This window comes from Bifidobacterium mizhiense, assembly GCF_020884755.1.
GTDB lineage: Bacteria > Actinomycetota > Actinomycetes > Actinomycetales > Bifidobacteriaceae > Bombiscardovia > Bombiscardovia mizhiensis.
Genome location: NZ_BPWE01000006.1, coordinates 17,390 through 36,650 on the forward strand (window position 1 = coordinate 17,390; position 19,261 = coordinate 36,650).

Here is a 19,261-nt window from a genome sequence, read left to right on the forward strand (position 1 = left end):
CATGCAGACCAGCGACGGCGGCCAATGCTTCACCATCCCAACATCCTGCTGGGCTGATAGATGGGCATATTAGAAGCGCCTAGTTACTTATCGCCGCGACGTTCGGCACCAGCACAGGTCCGATGACGGCGAAAGAACCTGGAGCCCGGTTGGAGTTCAGCCCTTGATGTCTCGGGGATCCTTCTTGCCTATGGTGCGCTTGTCGCGGATTTTGTTGCCACCCTTGTTATGGATGTTGACCTCGCCGCCGCCGGACCGGTCTGCAAAGACCTTGGCCTGCTTGGTGGCCTCCGCCTTGGTGGCGAAGGTGCGGGAGACACGTGAAGCCCCGGCCCGCTTGACTGTCCAGAGATCGCGATCCCCGTCGTATTGCACGTGATAATCAGCCATGATGGCCGTCCTTTCCATACTTCCCTGTACCCCCTCATCTTCCACTGCCCGACCTGAGCCACTGTGCTCCGACACTCCAGAATTCTCAGGAATATTGTTCATCAAAGACCCGGCCCTGTGTTGCAGCTCCTATCTCAAATACGAAGTGGCTCTGTGATTAGAGCGGAGTCCGGCGACAACTCGACATGATCCCGCAAATACCAAAAAGCACACGCATGACTTCGGCATTTATTCTTCCGCGTTTGTTATTGAGCAATAATTTTCAAGAGTCTTCTTACCTAGAACCAACAAAAGCCGTTTAGGAATAAGGCGCTTTGCGGAGATATACGGACTCGATAAGCCTATGACCTGGAAACACCCACGTAAGCACCTCATATTTCATATGTCAGATTTGCGACATATGGCGCGAGCTCAAAACCAGATTATGTTAATAAAGCTCAAAATATATACAAATATGAAAGGTTTGAAATCCCGATCTTCATCGACATGTCCGTGAATCCGACTGGAGCGGGCGACGGGAATCGGACCCGCCTCTGAAGCTTGGGAAGCTTCCATTCTACCAATGAACTACGCCCGCAAATCCGGCTACCGTGGTCAGACCTCGGCCAACCGCATGCGAGTCACCATGGTAGCAGGTCTCAGCGATGTGCGCGAATCACCAACTCCGGGCACGGTTGCGAGACAGGTCTTCAATCCACTTTCAGACGGTGCCGTCAGGCTCGATCAGGTCGGCCACCACCGTGGAGCAGGCTCCAAGCAAGGCGGCATCCTCACCCAGTGCCGAGCGGTCGACCACCAGGGGCCGCCGGAAATCAGTGGCCAGGGCATCGTTCATGGTCTTCTCCATGGCACTTAGGAAGATGCGGTTGACCACCCTGGAGTCGCCCAGGACAGCCACGCGAGGAATGTCCATAAGGCCGGCAGGCATGGTCAGAACACGGCCCAGCAGTTCACCGGCCCGGCGCAGAATGCTAGCCAGATTGTCAGGATCCCGGTCCATTGCAGCAGTCAGCTTGGGAACGCTGATCAGCGATTCCAGGCAACCGCGCTTGCCGCAGCGACACTGAGGACCGGTGGGGTCCACCACCACATGGCCGATCTCGCCGGCCGCACGGTTGCAACCGGTCACCAGCTCGCCGGAGACCAGCAACCCTGCCCCAACTCCGTCGCCCAGATGAACCAGCAGCAGGTCGGACTGTCCTGAGCCGAACTGCTGCTCGGCCAGAACCTCGTTGTTGGCATCGTTGTTGACCGTCACCTCCAGGCCGGTCTTCTCATGCAGATAGCCACGCAGATCGGTCTGAACCCAGCCCAGGTTGGTGGCATCATCGACCACGCCTTCAGCACTGACAATGCCGGGACTGGATACGCCGATGCCCATGATGGGGTGGGTTGCACGTTGCGTCAATGAATCGGTCAGCTCCCCGACCAAATCCAGGGGAACCTTGCCGTCAGCAGTCAGCGGAATCTCCTCACGCGCCACCACCTGCCCAGTCAGGTTGAGCACCGCTCCCCTGAAGACGTAGGGCGTGGAAAGGTCCAGGGCCAGGATGCTGCGCCCGTCAGGATTGATGCGCAGCAGCCGTCCCCGCTTGCCCGGCCCGGTGGATTTGCTATAACCCACCTCCATGAGCAGATGCTCGCCCAGCAGCTCGGCAACGATGTCCGATATGGCGACCCTGGTCAGCCCTGAAGCGCGGGCCAGATCAGCCCTGGTCATACTGACATCGGGGTAGAGCAGCCTGAGCAGGATGGCTCGGTTGTGATGCCGCACCGACTTGGGCAGCGCCTTGGACAGGTTGCCGGTATTGCTGGTCATAATTCGCCTGACGATAGATAATGCGGGAACGGGGACCCGCCATGGGGATTGGGCCTTGAACCCCGTGACCATGCCCATCCATGCTTGCTTCTTATATTGTAAACTTCCTTGCCCTGGCAGACCCAGATCTCGTCATAGCAGTATCAAAACGGTTCGTTTTCAAGACCGCGCAATAGCATCGCAGACAAGACCACGGGGGCTGCCAGTAAAAAGTTCAGTTTCCTAACAATTACGTGTTAGGCTGTGAACAGATACCAGAAACAGCTGCATCCCCTCGCTGAGCAAAGGAGCGATCGCCATGACCACGACATCGAACCATTCGGGAGACTCACCGTCCGCTATCAATCCCCGATACCTGCTGGGCAACGAGGCCAACCGCATCTTCATGGCCTCGCAGACCTACGGTTTCCTGGACTTTGGGCGCGGGTTCCCCACTGAGCAGGGCGGCGCCGGCTGGCTCAATGACGACGGAAGCATCGACCCCGACCAGGGCATCCAGACCTGGATCACCTGCCGGATGACCCACGTCTACGCCATCGGCAGCCTCCTGGGCTACCCGGGAGCGGCGGAACTGGTTCACCGTGGTGTTCAGGCCCTTCAGGGCAACCTGCACGACGACGAACATGGCGGCTGGTACCCCTCGGTCTCCTGGCAGGGCCAGCCCGAGAGCGGCAAGTCCTGCTACACCCACGCCTTCGTAGTCCTGGCTGCCTCCTCGGCCATGCTGGCTGGCGACCCCGACGGGCAGGCCCTGCTGGATCAGGCACTGGAGATTTTCAACCGCTACTTCTGGGATGACGAGAAGGGCCTGGCCGTCGACACCTGGGACAGCGGCTTCACCCGGCTGGACCCCTACCGGGGGCTCAACGCCAACATGCACAGCACCGAAGCCTTCCTGGCCGTGGCCGATGCCACCGGCAAGGAGGACTACCGCGAGCGCGCCGGCCGCATCATCGACCAGGTCATCAGCTGGGCCGAGAACAACCAGTGGCGCATTCCCGAGCATTTCAACAGCGACTGGCAGGCCGACCTGGACTACAACCAGGACAACAAGGCCGACCAGTTCAAGCCTTACGGGGCCACGCCGGGCCACGGAATCGAATGGGCCAGGCTGATCACCCAGTACGCCCTGAGCAAGTTCGATCAGGAGGCCGACCGCCGCCGCTATATCGAAGCTGCCGAGCACCTGTTCGCCAGGGCTGTTGAGGATGGCTGGGCCGCCGACGGAGCCGAAGGTCTGGTCTACACCACGGACTGGCAGGGCCGCCCGGTGGTCCACGACCGCATGCACTGGACCCTGGCCGAGGCCCTGAACACCTCGTCCACCCTCTACGCAGCCACCGGCAAGGCCACCTATGCCAACTGGTACGCCACCTTCTGCAGCTACGTAGACCACTATCTGATCGACCACCAGGGCGGGTCCTGGTGGCATCAGCTGGATGCCGACAACCATGTCATCGGCACGGTCTGGCCCGGCAAATCCGACCTCTATCACGCCTTCCAGTCCACCCTGATTCCCTACAACGACCCGGCGGTCTCCATCGCTACAGCCATCAAGCAGGCCTGCGGACAGGGACGGACGGACCAGGGCCAGGCCCGCTGAAACCTCATGGCAACATCGACCCCGCATCCCAGGGCGGACACAGATAGCGTCCAGGCCGGCCCGATCAGCCTGGGAATCGACATCGGCGGCACCAAGATCGAGGGCGTGGCCATGGATGGTGACGAACACCTGCTGGCCTGCCATCGAATCCCCACGCGCGAGGGCAACAAGGCGGTCCATGACGACACAGTGACACTTATCCGCCACCTGCTGGATCAGGTGGGCCCAAACCAGGGCTCGGTCACCGTAGGCTTGGGCATCCCGGGGCGCGTGGATGCCAATCGGGGGATGGTGGATGACGCGGTCAACCTGGGCATCCGCCACATGGCTCTGGGCCCCGCCGTCGCCAAGACTACCGGTCTGCCCGTCCGCGTCGAGAACGATGTCAACATCGCTGCTCTGGGAGCTGCCTCGCAGACTGGCGACACTCTGATGGCCCCTGGAACCACACCCCACTCTCAGGCTGCCGGGGACCAGGCCCGACACCCCGGGTCAGAGCCTGGGCGTGACGAACCCAGGGCCCTGCCCGACCAGGATGACCACGTGGTGGCCTTCATCAACCTAGGCACCGGTCTGGCAGCAGGCATCATCCGCGGAGGCAGGATCGAACACGGAGCCAGCGGGGCAATCGGCGAAATTGGCCACATCTCGGTGGATGCCCACCAGTTCCCCTGCAAGTGCGGTCAGTGCGGCTGTCTGGAGACCGTGGCTTCAGGCTCGGCGGTAGAAGCCCTCTGGCCGGGAATCGCTCACCCCCTGCCTGACCTGATTGCCCAGGCAAACCAGGGGAATCAGCGTGCCCAGGAAGTAGAGGACATCATCGGCCATGGCATTGCCCTTGCCGTACAGATTGTGGCCCTGACCATCGATCCCGCAGTCATCATCCTGGGCGGCGGCATGAGCAGAACCGGTCAGCCCCTGCTGGATCTGGTCACCGAGCATCTGAATAGGAGCGCGATCTGCAGCCACTTCATTGCCTCGCTGAGTCTGCCTGACCGGCTGCGTCTAGCCCCGGCCGACCTGCCTATCGCAGCCATCGGCGCCGCCCTGGCAGGGCGCATGGCCGTCGATAGTCGCCCATCTGACCTTATTGGAAAGGAAATCGCATCATGACCGAAATCATCATCGTCAAGTCCCAGGAGGAAGCCGGCGAAATCTACGCCCGCTGCACGGCCGACCTGATCCGGCGCAAGCCTGACTGCGTGCTGGGTCTGGCCACAGGTTCCAGTCCCCTGGCGGCATACCAGGCGCTGGCCGATCTGGTCCACAAGGAGGGAATCGACGTCTCACAGGTACGCGGCTTCGCCCTGGACGAGTATGCAGGGCTGGATCCGGCCCACCCCCAGTCCTATCGGTCCACCATCGACCGGACCGTGGTCGAACCCCTGGGACTGGACCCCGCCAAGGTGAGGGTGCCCAATGGGAACCTAGACACCATCAAGGACGCTGGCCGGGTATACGACCAGGCCATCGAGGATGCCGGCGGCGTCGACCTGCAGATCCTGGGCATCGGCACCGACGGGCACATCGGCTTCAACGAACCCGGATCCTCCCTGGCCTCGGGCACCCGCATCAAGACCCTGACCGAACAGACCCGCATCGACAACGCCCGCTTCTTCGACAACGACATAGACCAGGTGCCCACCCACTGCATCACCCAGGGGATCGGGACCATCCTCAAGGCTCGCCAGCTGGTCCTCCTGGCCTTCGGCGCCGGCAAGGCGGAAGCCGTGGCGGAGAGCGTGGAAGGTGGCATATCATCCTTCTGCCCAGCCTCCGCTCTCCAGATGCACCCCCACGCCACCGTGATCGTGGACGAGGCCGCCGCCTCCCGCCTGCGCAACCGCGACTACTACAAGTGGGCATATGCCAACAAGCCTGACTGGCAGTCCATCTAGAAGGCAAACCAAACATGTCCAAGGAAGCATACGAGTCGGCGGGGCTCGCGGTCGAGTCATCCCTGAATGGACCGGCCCATCCCCTTGTCCTGACCGGCGCAAGACTGATAGACGCCCGAGGAATCAGGGAAGATAGCTGGATTCTGGCCCTGGAAGGCAGGATTGAACAGGTCGGACAAGGCAGGGAGAGCCTGGAATCCGCACTGCGAGCTGCTGGCCTGCCCAGCCTGCCGCCCTCCTTCCAAGCTGAATCCGATAACCATGACGTGAATGCGGACGGTGTGGAGTTCATCGATGCGACCGGCTTCATCCTCACCCCTGGGTTCATCGACATCCACTCGCACGGCGGCTGGGTTCACTCCTTCGATGACGGTGACGAGGCCATTCGCACAGCCAGGGCCTGCCATATGATCCATGGAACCACCAGGCAGGTGCTCAGTCTGATCACCAATCCGGTCGACACGATGTGTACCAATCTGCGCTCGGTCAGGCGGGTCATGGACTCCAGACCCGACGTACTGGGCGCCCACTTGGAGGGACCCTTCATCGCCCTCTCCCGTAAGGGGGCGCACGATCCCAAGTGCCTGCGCGACCCTGAACCCGCTGTTCTCGACAGTCTCCTAGAAGCTGCCGACGGTTGCATACGCCAAGTGACGCTGGCCCCCGAGCGCGACCACGGCTACGAGGCCATATCCCGCCTGGCCGGATCCGGCGTGGTGCCTGCGGTCGGCCATTGTGATGCCGACTACGACCAGACCCGCCGTGCCTTCGATGCCGGTGCCCGCATACTCACACATGTTTTCAACGCCATGAACGGCATCCACCACCGTCAGCCGGGGCCCATTCCGGCCGCCGTGGAGGACCGCCGAGTCACAGCCGAGCTGATCAACGACGGTTTCCATGTGCAGGACCCCTGCGTCGATCTGGCCTTCAGGCTCTTCCCCCATCGGGTAGCCCTGGTCACCGATGCCATGGAAGCCACCGGCTGCGAGGACGGCGCCTACAAGCTGGGTTCCCTGGATGTAACCGTGAAGGGCGGCCACGCCCGCCTGACCTCCAACGGAGCCATCGCTGGTTCAACCCTGACCCTGGATGTGGCAGTCGGCCGAGCCGTCCAAGCCATCGGCCTCCCAGCCCCACAAGCCGTGGAAGCCGCCACTCTGACACCTGCCCGGGCCCTGGGACTTGACCGCCCCAACCCGATCACCGATGCTCCGCTGGGTCTTCTGGCACCTGGCTATGCTGCCGACCTTCTCCTCCTGAACCCGACCGACTGGTCCGTCAAAACCGTGGTCTGCAGCGGGCACAGAATTCAGATCTAAAGCACGGATAGCCAAGGAGCAGCGGGGAGGAACCACCGCTATGGGCAGGCGGACGCCTCGGACCGCTGCTCTCTCAATACCCTACCTGGGCTCCATGCCCGGAATTCACCTGGGTCTGCCCCATCTCCTGGCTCATCTGCATCAGGCGGGCTATGCGCTCATTGGTGGGCGGATGGGTGGAGAAGAGCCTGCTGAATCCTCGAACAGAGAAGGGATTCTCGATCATCATGGCGGCGGCGCTCTGGGTGCCGGCGGTCTGCGGCATAGGCGCGGCCTGAGACCCATAGGATATTTTGTTCAGCGCCGATGCCAGAGCCGCCGGGTCCCCAGTCAGCCGACTGCCGTCCTCGTCGGCGTCATACTCGCGGGTGCGCGAAATGGCCATCTGAATCAGGGAGGCGCCCAAGGGGGCCAGAATCGAGCTGATTAGCACGCCCAAGAGGCCAAAGACGCCGGAATCGTTATCCCTGTCCCGGCTGTCGCCGCCGAAATACATGAGGGAGTATCCCAGATAGGTGATGACTGTGGCCATGGCCGAAGCTACGGCAGAGGTCAGAATGTCATGGTTGTAGACATGCATGAGCTCGTGGCCCAGCACTCCGCGGATCTCACGCTCGTTGAGGATGCGCAGGATCCCCTGGGTGCAGCAGACGGCAGCATGGCGCTCGTTACGGCCTGTGGCGAAAGCGTTGGGCGAGTCGGTGGGGGCGATGTAGATGCGGGGCATGGGCTTGCCGGCCCTCCCCGACAGCTCTCGGACAATCCGATAAAGGTCGGGAGCCTCCTGCTCGCTGACCGGCCGGGCATGCATGGAGGCGATCGCCACCTTGTCGGAGAACCAGTAGGACCCGAAAGTGGTGGCCAGGCCTATGAGGATATAGATGCCCAACGTCCCCTGGCGACCGCCAGTCAGCCACCAGATGAGCATAATAACGGCCCACATAAGGGCGAACAAAAGCGTCGTTTTAAGGCCGTTGAAATGTCCGTGAACCTTCAGCTTGCCATTCATGGGTTCCATGGTAGACAATGCCGCTGAATTTTTGCTGAACGACCGCTGAAAAGATGAAACTGTCGATGTCCCCTCTTCATCTCAGAACAATACGATTGGATCTCCGCTCTTCTTGTCACGAGACTTAGGAACATACCGGGCTTTCTTCAACCTCCCGTTTTCATCGAAGAATCGACGCAGGCTCATGGTCTCCACCCCAAAATGGTCAGCGATGTTAGGAATCTTGGGCTCTTTCTTCATGTGCTGACCCTGTTGCAGCGGGACCCGGGCCTCATCCGTCACGATGACTGCTCCCTCGACTTTGGCCACGGCGATCAGCCAGGGATCCGCCTTGCCCTCTGGCTCCCAACATTGGCGTGACTCTTCTGCGTAATGCCCGCAGGTGACCAGATAATCCTGGATTTGCGCATAGACCTGCGCATACCTGTCATCCTTATGACTTATTTGGCGGCTTTTGAACACTGCACGCACCCAAAGATCCAGCATATCGGGATCAGCGGCTTGCTCGTTGACCAGCTCGTCGTAGACAACATCCACCATGGCAATCGCCTTGTCCTCAGCCAGCTTTTCCATCCAACGCCAGAAGGGGTGAAACTCCTTGTAGTCGAAAGGATGGTTGAGCCGGTAGGAGGCGATGAAAATGTTGGAATCAGGCAGGTAGAGGGTAGCGGTCATATCAGCTTCTTTTCACGAATCAATCCCTGATAAGACTGCGGGGAACGCACCCCCACCAGGTCGAAGCCCTCAGTCGGAGCCAGTCTGCCCCCATCCATGGCGGCATTGATCAAGCGGACGAAACCGGTATCAACCCTGGAGGCATTGGTCCTGTTGCCATTACCATGGGACTCCCGCTCCTGACGATGAGCGGTCTTGTCCTGAAGATGCCGATCCATTCGTGCCCGCAGCTCCTCAAGCGTATCCTCGCCGGTCAAGCCGAACTGATGGGCTTGTATCCCCGTGGCCAAGGCACTCAGATGGAAGTCGTCAGCTATGGACTCCGCGGCATCGGCCGGCTCTTTGCCCTCGTCCAGCTTCTCCTGCCAGAGCCGCCGGAAGCGCTCATCACCAATCACGGCCTTTACCACCGCCCGGTTTATCTCACGCTCCGTGGCCTTGCGGTCTCCTTGGCCACCGATGCCGTCGAAGAGCTCCTGAGTGCCCAGCAGGACGTGCCCCACCTCGTGAATCAAGGTGAAGATCATGCCGTCAAAGGAATCGTTTCTGTTGATGAACACCAGCGGGGCCCTGTCGTCGATCAGCACGAATCCCCGGAACTCCTGGAGATCCAGTTTTCGAGAACTCACGGAGCCCACCTGGGAGTTGAGCATGATCATGATGCCCGCATCAGATGCCCGTTCCTTGAGCTGGCGGAAACGGTCGCTGGAATTGCCGCCCTCCCAGGCAGAGCGCCCATCCAACCCAAGGGTGGAGCGAAGCGCATCAGCCAGGGCATCGTCATGCTCGGCATCTCGCACCGAACCTACCAGCGGGTTGGCATCCAAGCCAGACTCAAGCAATTCATCCCTGGCCCACTCCTGCCTGAACCGCATCTGATCGATGGTGTCCTGCAGGTTTTTGCTGGGCTGCACAGACGTGTTGCCTACGGTCCGGTAACGAACCAGAGGCTCAGAACGACGCTGGGGCACAACCGACCGGACCAAGGCACCGAAGGGCACATGCAGGGCCCTGCTGAGCTGCTCTACCTTGTTGAAGGATACGGACACGGGTTCCTTGGATTCCAGCCAATCCGGCAACTGGCCAAGCCCTCGGCGCTGAGACAGGGCCACTGGATCGGCATCACCCTCCTCAACGGCCCACTGGAGGGTGGCCGGATAGAGAGTCAGGTTAGCCATGTCACGCTCCTTCGATTCCGTGATGGGCTCTAATGACAATGATAGCTACGCGAGGCCCATCCGTCTGCAGTAAGCACCCAGTATTGAATACTAAGAAAATAGGACCTGGACGAGGATTCATAAACCTCATCCAGGTCCTGTCACTGTCAACACAGGCCTAAGAGCGATCGCCTACTCGCCGTGGGCAAGCTGACGGAGCTGCTCGGGGTCAATGACCTTGATATGCTCGCGGCCGACCTTAGCCCCCTCGGCCCGCTCATAGGCATCCACCCGCTTCCAGCCGGCAAAGTCGATGGGCTCGATGCCCTTGTCAGCCAGGAAGCGATCAATCGAATCGTCGTCACGGTCCTGGGCGAAGCGGCCGCGAGACGGGCTGGCAGCCAGGTCATCCAGCATGTTACCGATGGTCTCCAGGGCATCGGACTTGGTGGACCCGATCAGGCCCACGGGCCCCCTCTTGGCCCAGCCCGTGGCGTAGAGCCGGTCGATGGGTCGGCCGTCCTGCCCCTCGGGAGCAGTAGTCACGCGACCGTGGACGTTGGAGAGGGTGTAGCCAGAGAAGTCGTAAGGAATGCCGGGAACCTCGGCTGGCTTGTAGCCGATGGCGTGGTAGACGGCCTGGACGGGATACTCCTCGTACTGGCTGGTCTCCTCCATGGCGCCCACGGGCGTGACCTTGGTCTTCTCCACGCGAATGCCGGTCACCTTGCCGTCCTGGCCGATGATCGCGGCAGGCATCCGGTAGAAGTGCATATAGAAACGGCGGTCGGCAGGGTTGCCCTCGAAGTCGACACCGCCGTCTTCAGCCATGTCCTCGGCCATCTCCCTGATGGTGAAGAGCTCCTCCAACATCTGCCGGGTCAGCTTGTCGGCACTGGCCCGATCGATGGTCTCCTGATCCAGGTCGAAGTCCTCCTCGTCGATGACGATTTGCACTCCGGGCAGCTTCTCCAGCTCGCGCAGCTCCTGGACCGAGAACTTGGCCTGGGCCGGACCGCGACGGATGAACATGTGCAGCTCGCGGGCCTTGTTACCCTGGACCCCCTGGTAAACATTGTCTGGGATGTCCGTGCCCAGCAGGTCGTCGGCCCGGCGCATCAGGATCCTGGAGACATCCATGGCCACGTTCCCGCCTCCGATGACGGCCACCTGCTTGGCATCCAGGGGCCAGTTCTGGTCGGCGTCGGGATAGCCGTCATACCATTCGACGAAGTGGGCGGCCCCGTGAACGCCATCAAGCTCGTGCCCGGCGATCTCCAAGGGGCGGTCATCAACAGCGCCAGTGGCGAAAAGGACCACATCGTAGCGCTGAAGCAAGTCATCGAGATTGATGTCCTTGCCGAACTCCACATCCGCATAGAGATGGATCTCGGGGTTATCCAGGGTCTTCTCCAAGGCGCCGGCGATGTACTTGATGCTGGGATGGTCCGGGGCCACGCCGTAACGGACCAGGCCGAAGGGAACAGGCAGTTTCTCGAACAGATCAATGCGGGCCCGGTCGCCCAGACCCAGGTCGGCACCCTTCTCCCGAAGCTGCCGCAGCAGGATGTCAGAGGCATAGACCCCTGCAGGCCCCGCGCCTATGACGGCCACGCGCAGGGGGGAGCCGGCTTCCTCGCCGCGGGCCGGTGCGGGCATGGTGGAATCGTTGACATTATTATCGCTCATGCTTGTCAGCCTAACGCAAAGCGTCGGTCGGGAACAGAGCTAGTCGGGCTCCATCCCCGGGACTTTCACCAAGCGTCGCGAAATGGTCTCAGTCCCGGTCTATCAGCGCAGTCAGGGCCCAGAGGATGGAAACCACATCGATGGCCTCCTGCGTAAAGGCGCCGACAACCACCGGAATCAGGTCGAAGGCGGCGCAGAGCATGCCCACCGTGGCCAGGGTCAGCCCCAGCATGACCGCCTGGAGCATGACCCGCTTGGTTCTGCGGGCGATGGTGATCGACCTGGGTAGACAGGCGATGTCGTCATTCATGATTACGGCCTGAGCGGACTCAGAGGCAGCCGTGGTGGTGCCGTCAGTGATGGCCATACCCACGTCGGCGGCAGCCAGGACCGGAGCATCGTTGACCCCGTCCCCCACCATCACGGTGATGGATTTGGTCACTGACTCCCCCAGGAATTTGGACAGCCAGATGTCCCAGAGGGGCTGTCGGTTGGGCTCCTCCTTGGAGGCCTTGGCGATCAGATCGGCCTTGTCCTCAGGGAAGAGACCGGCATGCACGTCGGTGATGCCCACCTGGTCGGCGATGATCCGGGCTGAGGCCTCCTTGTCACCGGTAACCATGGAGAGACGGGTGATCCCCAGCTCCCGCAGCTGGGCGATGGTCTGGGCGGCATCCGACCTGGGCACGTCCTTCATGACGATTCTGGCGGTCAGGACCCCATCGATAGAAATGTAGGAGGCCATCTCGTCAGGCGCCAGGGGGCCAAAGGAATCACTTGAATTCCCGTCGGCCACGAACTGGGCCCTGCCCACCTTGACCTGATGGCCGTCGACCATACCCTGGACCCCGTTGCCGGAGTCCTCCTGAACCTCCTGCGCATGCAGATGGATCTCGTCACTGCTCTGCGCCCGCAGTCGCTCCTGGGCAGCGGCGCCGGCTTCAGCTATTCCGTTGGCCAGGATGTGGACCGAGTAGGCCTCCACAGCGCCCGCCATGGCCAGAATCCGGTCTGTATCCACCTTCTGCTCCCTGCCGTCAGGCAGGTCGATCTTGGCCACTTGGGGACGTTTGACGGTCAGCGTGCCGGTTTTATCGAAGAAGATGTGTGAGACCCGGCCCAGATTCTCGATCACGTCCTGGGTTTTGATCAGCAGACCCGCCTTGGCCAGCCTCCCGGTCCCGGCCATGTAGGCCACAGGGGCGGCGATCAGCAGAGGACAGGGAGTGGCCAGGACCAGAACCTGGGCGAACCGGGTCGGCACGCCGGAGATGATCCATGCCACGCAGGCGATGATGAAGGCCACCACGGTGAAGGGGACTGCCATCAGGTCGGCTGTTCTGACGACTGCAGCCCGCGAGCTCTGGGCGGAACGCACCAGGTTGAGGATTCGCTGATACTGGGAATCACGGGCCAGCTGCCGGGCCCGCATCAGGAAGGTGCCCGAGCCGTTGACCGCTCCGGACATGACCTGGGCATCCTGGTAGAGCCTGCGGGGCATGGGCTCACCGTTGATGGTGGACATATCCAGGGTGGCGGTGCGGCTTATCAGCTCGCCGTCAACGGGCACAGTCTCGCCGGGCTTGACCACCAGGAGGTCGCCCAGGCGGACCTGATCGACCGCCACCGTGCTCCAGTCGCTCTCCTTGGGGAGGCCATGCTCTCCCTCTGGTAGGTCTACCTGGACTACATTGGCCACCTGAGGGGCGGCCTGAACCAGCACCGTCAGGTTGTTCTGCGCCCTGTTCCCTGCATACTGCTCGATGGCATCGCCGGAGTAGAGCATGAGGACCACAGCCCAGCTGGCCCAATACTGCTTGACAGCCAGGGTGGAGAGAATGGCGACCACAGCCAGGATATCCACGCCCACGTGGCCATGTCGCACGTCATCGATCATCCCCTTGAGGGTGTCCACCAGCGAAACGGCCACCAGGGCCGCAACCAGCCATTGGGCGGCCTGGCGATAGGGGTGCCAGAGCAGGCCCATGGCCAGCCCGCAGGCCAGAACCACCCAGAGCATGGGGACCTTCTTGGCGAAACCTAGGATTCTTGACATGACCACTTCCCCGCTCCGGACTTGTCTGCCCGACAGCCGCAGCCGGATCACGGCTCTCTTCTGCACCTGACATATCAAGCCTATACCGCGCCAGCGCCAGCGACGGACGGCGGATATGACAAGGGGCCGCGACCGTCATCTGACGGATGCGGCCCCTAGGGGTCAGCCCCGGATCACTGCCCGAAGAAGAAGCGGAAGGGATCCATGGAATCGTCGTCGCCCGAACCGCCTTGGTCAGAGTCGCCGTCCTGACCGCTGCCGTCCGAGTTCCTCTTGTTGGTCCTGGGCTTGCCCTGAACGGTCTGCTCCTCGCGGTCCAGAGTGGCGTTCACTTCGGAGGTCTTGCCGTCCCTGACCACGGTGATCTTGACCGAGTCACCGAAGGCGGCAGCCCGGACGAAGCCCAGCAGGGAGTAGTTGTTGTTGACTGCATGACCATTGAAGGCCACGATGGTGTCGCCAGTCTTGATGCCCGCCTTGTCGGCCGGGGAGCCGGAGACTACCTTGGTGACCTTGGCCCCGCCTCGGGTGACTCCATCGGCCTGGGCCGTGCTGCTCTGAATGGTAACGCCCAGGGAAACGTGCTTGGCCTTGCCGTCCTTGATGATCTCATCGGCGATCCGCTTGACCAGGTTGGACGGGATGGCGAACCCGATACCGATGGATCCTGCCTCGGACTTGGAGGAGGCCATGGAGGCGATAGAGGAGTTGATTCCGATGACCTCGCCAGCCGCGTTGAAGGTTGGGCCGCCCGAGTTGCCGGGGTTGATGGCCGCATCCAGCTGGACAGCGTTGGTCACAATGGGGTTGTTGTTGCTCTCGTCCATGACCGAGACCGGGCGGTTCAGAGCCGAGACGATGCCGGTGGTGGCCGTGTTCTCGTAGCCCAGGGGGTTGCCGATGGCCATGACATTCTCGCCCACGGCCAGCTTTTCAGAGTCGGCGAACTTCACGGGCTTCAAGTCGGAAGGCGCCTGATCCAGGCTGAGGATGGCCAGATCGGCCGTGGTATCGGTGCCGACCACCTTGGCCGTGTACATCTGCCCGTTGGAGAGGGTGACGTGGATCTCCTGGGCACCATCGACCACGTGATTATTGGTGACCACATGGCCCTGGGTGTCGAAGACCGCACCCGATCCGGCCCCCACACCGCTCTTGGTCTGCACCTGGATAGAAACCACGGACTCGGAGACCTGCTTGCTGATGGCCTGCCAGTCGGGAGCCTGCCCGCCCTGGACCTTGGCTGTGCCCTGGCCCGAGGAGTTGGAGGATACCCCGTTCAGTGAGGAGGACGAGGGCAGAGTGATCCATCCGTTGGACAGTGCCGCCCAACCCAGCCCCAGCATGAGGGCAGCGGCCACTAGTGCAGCCACCACGGCGGTGAAGACATACTTGCCCGTGCCGCTCAAGCTGCTGCCGGCGTGGTTGGCTGGACCGGGCCGGCCATTGGGGCCGCCGGATCCGAAGGGTGAATAGGGACCCTGGCCGGAGGGCCCGCCACCCTGGGGGTTCTGGCCGGCATTCTGACGGGGCTGTCCGTACTGTCCGAAGAAGCCCTGCTGAGGACCGGAGACATACCCCTGATTATTGGGCTGCTGCTGACCCTGGTCGTTGGTAGACGGGCGCGAACCTGCGGGTGCATAGGCACCATACTCGGGCGCAGGCCGATAGTAAGACTGCTGCTGTGTCGGCGCATCCTGCCCTGTGGTCGGGCCGTTGGAGGCGGAGGCTGAAGCCCCGGCGCCGCTATCGCCATTCGACCCGTTTTCCGTAGTCGCGGACTGTGCATCGCCACCAGGCATGGCAATAGGGGTCGTGGGCCTCTGATCCCAGGCCTGAGTCTGCTGGTCCCCTTCTTCTGTCGCTGGGACTTGAGCAGAGTCGGTCTGTTCTGTGGAGGCTCCCGTCTCCTGCTCTTGCTCGGCGGCCCCGCGCTCGATGTGGCTTGGCTGCCAGGACTGACCGTCATCGCCGCCCCTCCAAGGGTCGGCCTTGTGCTCTTCAGCCATTTCTGCTCCTTCGGATCGATGCCGCTGCCTGCTATTCGGTCACGCTTGTCAATCTACCCCGTCGCCCGCGCTTTTTGCTGTTTCCGGCTGACAGGCGAAGCGGGTCCTCGCATGCATTGCTTCCAAGTCTAGGGCCGAAATGCTGAATGTTGTCTGGACATTGGATGAAAGTCATATCGACTGCACACAGGGCAGCAGCGGGACGGTTGGATGTCTTGGATACAGTGGAGCCATGAGCCTGATCACCAACCCGCTGGGAGCCACGCCGGGCCGACCCGGCGACCGCACCGCATTCTCATTCGAGACCCTGAACCGCCTGTCTGACAGCCCTGAAGGCCTGGGACGCAACGGCCGCCGCTACGGCCGCACCGGCATCATCCATACTCCGCACGGAGACATCCACACCCCCGCATTCATCCCCGTGGCCACCCAGGCGGCCATGAAGGCCGTTCTGCCTGAGCAGATGCGGCAGCTGGGCGCCCAGGTTCTTCTGGCCAACGCCTTCCACCTGTTCGAGCGCCCCGGCCCCGACATTCTGGACCAAGCAGGTGGCCTGGCCCGGTTCATGAACTGGGACGGCCCCACCTACACTGACTCGGGCGGCTTCCAGGTCCTCTCACTGGGGGCGGGATTCAAGAAGACCCTGGCCATGGACGTGACCGGCATGAAGTCGGACCAGGTGATCGCCGAGGGCAAGGAGCGCCTGGCTTTCGTGGATGAGGACGGAGTCACCTTCAAGTCCCCGCTCAACGGCGACCGGCACCGCTTCTCGGCCGAGATCTCCATGGGCATCCAGCACCGCATCGGCGCCGACATCATGTTCTCCTTCGACGAGCTGACCACCCTGATGAACACCCGTACCTACCAGGAGCAGTCGGTGGAGCGCACCTTCCGTTGGGCGAAGCGCTGCGTGGACGAGCACCACAGGCTGACCCAGGCGCGGACCGGCAAGCCCTACCAGGCCCTGTTTGGCGTGGTGCAGGGGGCCAACTATGAGGATCTGCGCCGACGCGCGGCCCGCCAGATCGCCTCCCTGGACTTTGACGGCGTAGGCATCGGGGGCGCCATAGAGAAACGGCTGCTGGGGCAGACCTGCGCCTGGATCTGCGACGAAATGCCCGAATCCCGGCCCAGACACGTCTTGGGCATCGCCGCTGTGGACGACATCTTTGCAGGCGTGGAAAACGGCGGGGACACCTTCGACTGCGTATCCCCGGCCCGCTGCGGCCGCAATGGGGCCGTCTTCACCCGTGACGGCCGCTGGAACATCAAACGCGCCCAGTTCAAAACTGACTTCAGACCCATCGAAGAGGACTGCGACTGCTACACCTGCACCCACTACTCCCGGGCCTACATCGACCATCTGCTTCGCGCCCATGAGCTCAACGGCTACACGCTGGCCACCATCCACAACGAACGCTTCTTCGTGAGATTGCTGGACGAGATCCGCCAGTCCATTGACGGCGGCTACTTCGATGAGTACAAGAAGGAGACTCTGGCCAGGTTCTACGCCCACGGATCCAAGGGCTGAACCAACACGCCATTATTGCGCCGCGCAGACAACCGTGCTAACCTTTCCAGTTGTCTGCGAACGTGGCGGAATGGTAGACGCGCTGTCTTCAGGTGGCAGTGAGCTGATGCTCGTGAGGGTTCAACTCCCTCCGTTCGCACGAAGAAATGGAAATGTCTTCGGCTGATTGATGTCAGTCGAAGACATTTTTTATTGGTCGAATTACAGCTGAGGCCGTTCTGGCTATCCGGCCTTCTGGCCGCCGCAAGTCGGGTCAGGATGGTTCATCCTCTTGCCGCCTGCCGCCCGACCATGCAGCTTTTGATCATACAGATCAGTCACTCGATGTCCTGGTCGTCGAAGACCTTGCGGCCCTTGTAGAGGTCGAGGTCCAGCTCGTTCTCGGTCCTCGCCACGATGACTGCCGTATTGGCGGCACCTGCCACGTTCACCAGCGTGCGGCCCATATCCACCAGCTGGGAAATAGGCTGCATGATCGCGATGAAGGGCACAGGCAGGCCAGCCGCTGTAAAGAGGGAGGTGGCGGTGATCGTGGCTGTGCCGGGCACGCCCACCGTCCCAACGGAAACCACCAGAGCAAAGACGATCAGGAGAGCAAAACGCAGGGGGGAGTAAGGAATCCCCTGAGCATTGATGGCGAAAACCGCCAGAAGGACGGGCCAGAGCCCGGCGCATCCGGGCATGCCCAGATTTGCTCCCAGACTGGCCACGAAGGAAGCCGTCTCTTCAGGAACGCCGGCAGAGCGCAACTGGCGGACCGTGACAGGAATGGTGCCGATGCTGCTCTCGGAGGTGAAGGCCACCACGCCCGCCGGCCAAAGGGAGCGGAAGAAGGGCAGAGGATTGACCCGGCCGACCAGGGCCAGGATCAGGGGTTGGACTAGGAAGAGCTGAATAGCCAAGCCCAGGTAGGACACCAAGAGGACAGCCAACAGGGGCAGAAGGCTCTTCAGGTTGCTGCGACCGATGGCGGCTGCGATCAGGGACAGGACCGCATAGGGGGTGAAGCCAACGACGATTTGGGTGGCCTTGGACAGGACCACATTGCCGGCTTCCACGAAAGCCTTGAAGGGGGCCACACTCTGCTCGCCGCGCGGGGTTGAGGCGGCCTTGTTCAGAGAGACAGCCAGGAGGATGGCGAAGATCACGACAGGAATGACCTGGTTCTGGGCCCAGTTTTCAGCCAGATTCGAGGGGAAGAGACCGACCAGGGTGTCGAGCACCCCTGGCACCTCGTGAGGCTTGACCCCCTTGGGCAGGGCCTGGTCGAACCCCTTGCCGACCTGGAAGAGCAGCCCCAGAACCAGGGCGATCACGGCTGCTGTGAACGTGTTGACCAGGAGCAGAACGATGGTTTTCAGACTGATGTTTTTCAGCCGACCGGACCCGCCGATACGGCTGATGCTGGCGATGATGCTGAAGAGCAGGAGCGGCACCACCAGGGCCGAAATGACCTCGGACCAAACGTTGCCGAATGCCCCCACATAGGTCGTGTGACCTGAGAAGCCCACACCCACCAGGATTCCCAGCACCGTCGCTATGATGACCCGCCAACTGAAGTTGACCTTGGTCCTCCTGCTCAGCAGGGCCAGCCCCGCAAAGAGAATGACGACCACTATCAGAGCCGCCCAATCCCAACTCGTTTCCGACATTGCCTCTCCCTCATCAATCTCTCCTCCCCAGGACCAAACGGCCTAGGGTTGGGGTTCAATCTAACAGGAGAGCGGCGGAAGTTCAACGATTCCCGGAAGAATGCCTATACCCGTTGCTTATGGACTGCTATTCCCGGGCAGATTAGGACTGTTTGACGAGGATTGCTAAGAACGAACCAGGCGGGCGATGGCCTCGGAGGCCTCCTCCATCTTCTCGTCGGCCTCTTCACCTCCCTTTTCGGCAGCCTCACGGACGCAGTGGTTCATGTGGTCGTCCAGCAGGGTCAGGGCCACCGACTTCAGGGCGCTGGTCGAAGCGGCGATCTGAGTGAGAATATCGATGCAGTAGGTGTCCGACTCGACCATCTGCTCAATGGCCCTGACCTGGCCCTCGACACGCCGGAGTCTGGTAATGGTCCGCTTTTTATCGTTGGCATATCCGGGCACGATT

At 61.8% G+C, this 19,261-nt stretch carries 15 protein-coding genes and 2 tRNA genes; 6 read left to right on the top strand and 11 right to left on the bottom strand.

Features of this window, described 5'->3' with window-relative positions:
- Positions 1–156 precede the first annotated feature (156 nt).
- From LPC22_RS07610 to LPC22_RS07620, 3 genes are all read right to left on the bottom strand, one after another.
- Positions 157–390: a DUF2188 domain-containing protein gene (locus LPC22_RS07610; protein ID WP_045934889.1), complete on the bottom strand. Its 234-nt coding sequence runs from the start codon at positions 388–390 to the stop codon at positions 157–159.
- Positions 391–893: 503 nt separating this feature from the next.
- Positions 894–967, bottom strand: a tRNA-Gly gene (locus tag LPC22_RS07615).
- A 123-nt stretch (positions 968–1,090) separates the two neighbouring features.
- A complete protein-coding gene (locus tag LPC22_RS07620) occupies positions 1,091–2,209 on the bottom strand; it encodes an ROK family transcriptional regulator (protein ID WP_229133368.1) in 1,119 nt (372 codons plus the stop codon).
- Positions 2,210–2,507: 298 nt separating this feature from the next.
- On the opposite strand from LPC22_RS07620, the gene LPC22_RS07625 reads away from it, so the two are divergent.
- From LPC22_RS07625 to nagA, 4 genes are read left to right on the top strand one after another with little or no spacing between them, the layout of a single operon-like run.
- The gene (locus tag LPC22_RS07625) at positions 2,508–3,812 is read left to right on the top strand and encodes an AGE family epimerase/isomerase (protein WP_229133369.1); all 1,305 of its coding nucleotides are present in this window, start codon (positions 2,508–2,510) and stop codon (positions 3,810–3,812) included.
- A gap of 6 nt (positions 3,813–3,818) precedes the next feature.
- Positions 3,819–4,925, top strand: coding sequence for an ROK family protein (locus tag LPC22_RS07630; RefSeq protein WP_229133370.1), 1,107 nt, complete (start codon positions 3,819–3,821; stop codon positions 4,923–4,925).
- Positions 4,922–5,710, top strand: coding sequence for a glucosamine-6-phosphate deaminase (gene nagB / locus LPC22_RS07635; protein ID WP_121913908.1), 789 nt, complete (start codon positions 4,922–4,924; stop codon positions 5,708–5,710). Before LPC22_RS07630 ends, nagB begins: the two co-directional genes overlap by 4 nt.
- Before the next feature lie 14 nt (positions 5,711–5,724).
- Positions 5,725–7,032, top strand: a complete 1,308-nt coding sequence (nagA, locus tag LPC22_RS07640) for an N-acetylglucosamine-6-phosphate deacetylase (protein WP_229133371.1) — start codon at positions 5,725–5,727, stop codon at positions 7,030–7,032.
- A 73-nt stretch (positions 7,033–7,105) separates the two neighbouring features.
- Here the strand turns inward: nagA and htpX are convergent, their stop codons facing one another.
- From htpX to LPC22_RS07670, 6 genes are all read right to left on the bottom strand, one after another.
- Entirely contained in the window at positions 7,106–8,041 is a 936-nt protein-coding gene (htpX, locus tag LPC22_RS07645) for a zinc metalloprotease HtpX (protein WP_121913906.1), read from the bottom strand.
- Between the two features lie 81 nt (positions 8,042–8,122).
- Complete coding sequence (locus tag LPC22_RS07650) at positions 8,123–8,716, bottom strand: DUF4411 family protein (RefSeq protein ID WP_229133372.1); 594 nt, start codon at positions 8,714–8,716, stop codon at positions 8,123–8,125.
- Positions 8,713–9,894: an ImmA/IrrE family metallo-endopeptidase gene (locus tag LPC22_RS07655; protein ID WP_229133373.1), complete on the bottom strand. Its 1,182-nt coding sequence runs from the start codon at positions 9,892–9,894 to the stop codon at positions 8,713–8,715. The genes LPC22_RS07650 and LPC22_RS07655 overlap by 4 nt, the downstream gene beginning before the upstream one ends.
- 171 nt (positions 9,895–10,065) lie before the next feature.
- On the bottom strand, positions 10,066–11,532 hold the full coding sequence (locus LPC22_RS07660) for an FAD-dependent oxidoreductase (protein ID WP_229133431.1): 1,467 nt from the start codon (positions 11,530–11,532) through the stop codon (positions 10,066–10,068).
- A 118-nt stretch (positions 11,533–11,650) separates the two neighbouring features.
- Positions 11,651–13,618 carry a heavy metal translocating P-type ATPase gene (locus LPC22_RS07665; protein WP_229133374.1) on the bottom strand — a complete coding sequence of 656 codons (1,968 nt, stop codon included), beginning with the start codon at positions 13,616–13,618 and terminating at the stop codon, positions 11,651–11,653.
- Positions 13,619–13,791: 173 nt separating this feature from the next.
- Positions 13,792–15,627, bottom strand: a complete 1,836-nt coding sequence (locus LPC22_RS07670; RefSeq protein WP_229133375.1) for a S1C family serine protease — start codon at positions 15,625–15,627, stop codon at positions 13,792–13,794.
- Positions 15,628–15,859: 232 nt separating this feature from the next.
- On the opposite strand from LPC22_RS07670, the gene tgt reads away from it, so the two are divergent.
- Together tgt and LPC22_RS07680 are read left to right on the top strand one after the other, a co-directional pair.
- Complete coding sequence (gene tgt / locus LPC22_RS07675; RefSeq protein ID WP_229133376.1) at positions 15,860–17,158, top strand: tRNA guanosine(34) transglycosylase Tgt; 1,299 nt, start codon at positions 15,860–15,862, stop codon at positions 17,156–17,158.
- Positions 17,159–17,214: 56 nt separating this feature from the next.
- A tRNA-Leu gene (locus LPC22_RS07680) sits at positions 17,215–17,297 on the top strand.
- Positions 17,298–17,475: 178 nt separating this feature from the next.
- Here the strand turns inward: LPC22_RS07680 and LPC22_RS07685 are convergent.
- Positions 17,476–18,810: a dicarboxylate/amino acid:cation symporter gene (locus tag LPC22_RS07685; protein ID WP_229133377.1), complete on the bottom strand. Its 1,335-nt coding sequence runs from the start codon at positions 18,808–18,810 to the stop codon at positions 17,476–17,478.
- 165 nt (positions 18,811–18,975) lie between these two features.
- On the bottom strand, positions 18,976–19,257 hold the full coding sequence (locus LPC22_RS07690) for a metal-sensitive transcriptional regulator (protein WP_110416674.1): 282 nt from the start codon (positions 19,255–19,257) through the stop codon (positions 18,976–18,978).
- Between the last annotated feature and the right edge of the window lie 4 nt (positions 19,258–19,261).

What these genes read in the sequence shown, in the direction of transcription:
- LPC22_RS07610 (WP_045934889.1), bottom strand. Translation starts at nt 390, where the DNA reads ATGGCTGATTATCACGTGCAATACGACGGGGATCGCGATCTCTGGACA.
- LPC22_RS07620 (WP_229133368.1), bottom strand. Translation starts at nt 2,209, where the DNA reads ATGACCAGCAATACCGGCAACCTGTCCAAGGCGCTGCCCAAGTCGGTG.
- LPC22_RS07625 (WP_229133369.1), top strand. Translation starts at nt 2,508, where the DNA reads ATGACCACGACATCGAACCATTCGGGAGACTCACCGTCCGCTATCAAT.
- LPC22_RS07630 (WP_229133370.1), top strand. Translation starts at nt 3,819, where the DNA reads ATGGCAACATCGACCCCGCATCCCAGGGCGGACACAGATAGCGTCCAG.
- nagB (WP_121913908.1), top strand. Translation starts at nt 4,922, where the DNA reads ATGACCGAAATCATCATCGTCAAGTCCCAGGAGGAAGCCGGCGAAATC.
- nagA (WP_229133371.1), top strand. Translation starts at nt 5,725, where the DNA reads ATGTCCAAGGAAGCATACGAGTCGGCGGGGCTCGCGGTCGAGTCATCC.
- htpX (WP_121913906.1), bottom strand. Translation starts at nt 8,041, where the DNA reads ATGAATGGCAAGCTGAAGGTTCACGGACATTTCAACGGCCTTAAAACG.
- LPC22_RS07650 (WP_229133372.1), bottom strand. Translation starts at nt 8,716, where the DNA reads ATGACCGCTACCCTCTACCTGCCTGATTCCAACATTTTCATCGCCTCC.
- LPC22_RS07655 (WP_229133373.1), bottom strand. Translation starts at nt 9,894, where the DNA reads ATGGCTAACCTGACTCTCTATCCGGCCACCCTCCAGTGGGCCGTTGAG.
- LPC22_RS07660 (WP_229133431.1), bottom strand. Translation starts at nt 11,532, where the DNA reads ATGCCCGCACCGGCCCGCGGCGAGGAAGCCGGCTCCCCCCTGCGCGTG.
- LPC22_RS07665 (WP_229133374.1), bottom strand. Translation starts at nt 13,618, where the DNA reads ATGTCAAGAATCCTAGGTTTCGCCAAGAAGGTCCCCATGCTCTGGGTG.
- LPC22_RS07670 (WP_229133375.1), bottom strand. Translation starts at nt 15,627, where the DNA reads ATGGCTGAAGAGCACAAGGCCGACCCTTGGAGGGGCGGCGATGACGGT.
- tgt (WP_229133376.1), top strand. Translation starts at nt 15,860, where the DNA reads ATGAGCCTGATCACCAACCCGCTGGGAGCCACGCCGGGCCGACCCGGC.
- LPC22_RS07685 (WP_229133377.1), bottom strand. Translation starts at nt 18,810, where the DNA reads ATGTCGGAAACGAGTTGGGATTGGGCGGCTCTGATAGTGGTCGTCATT.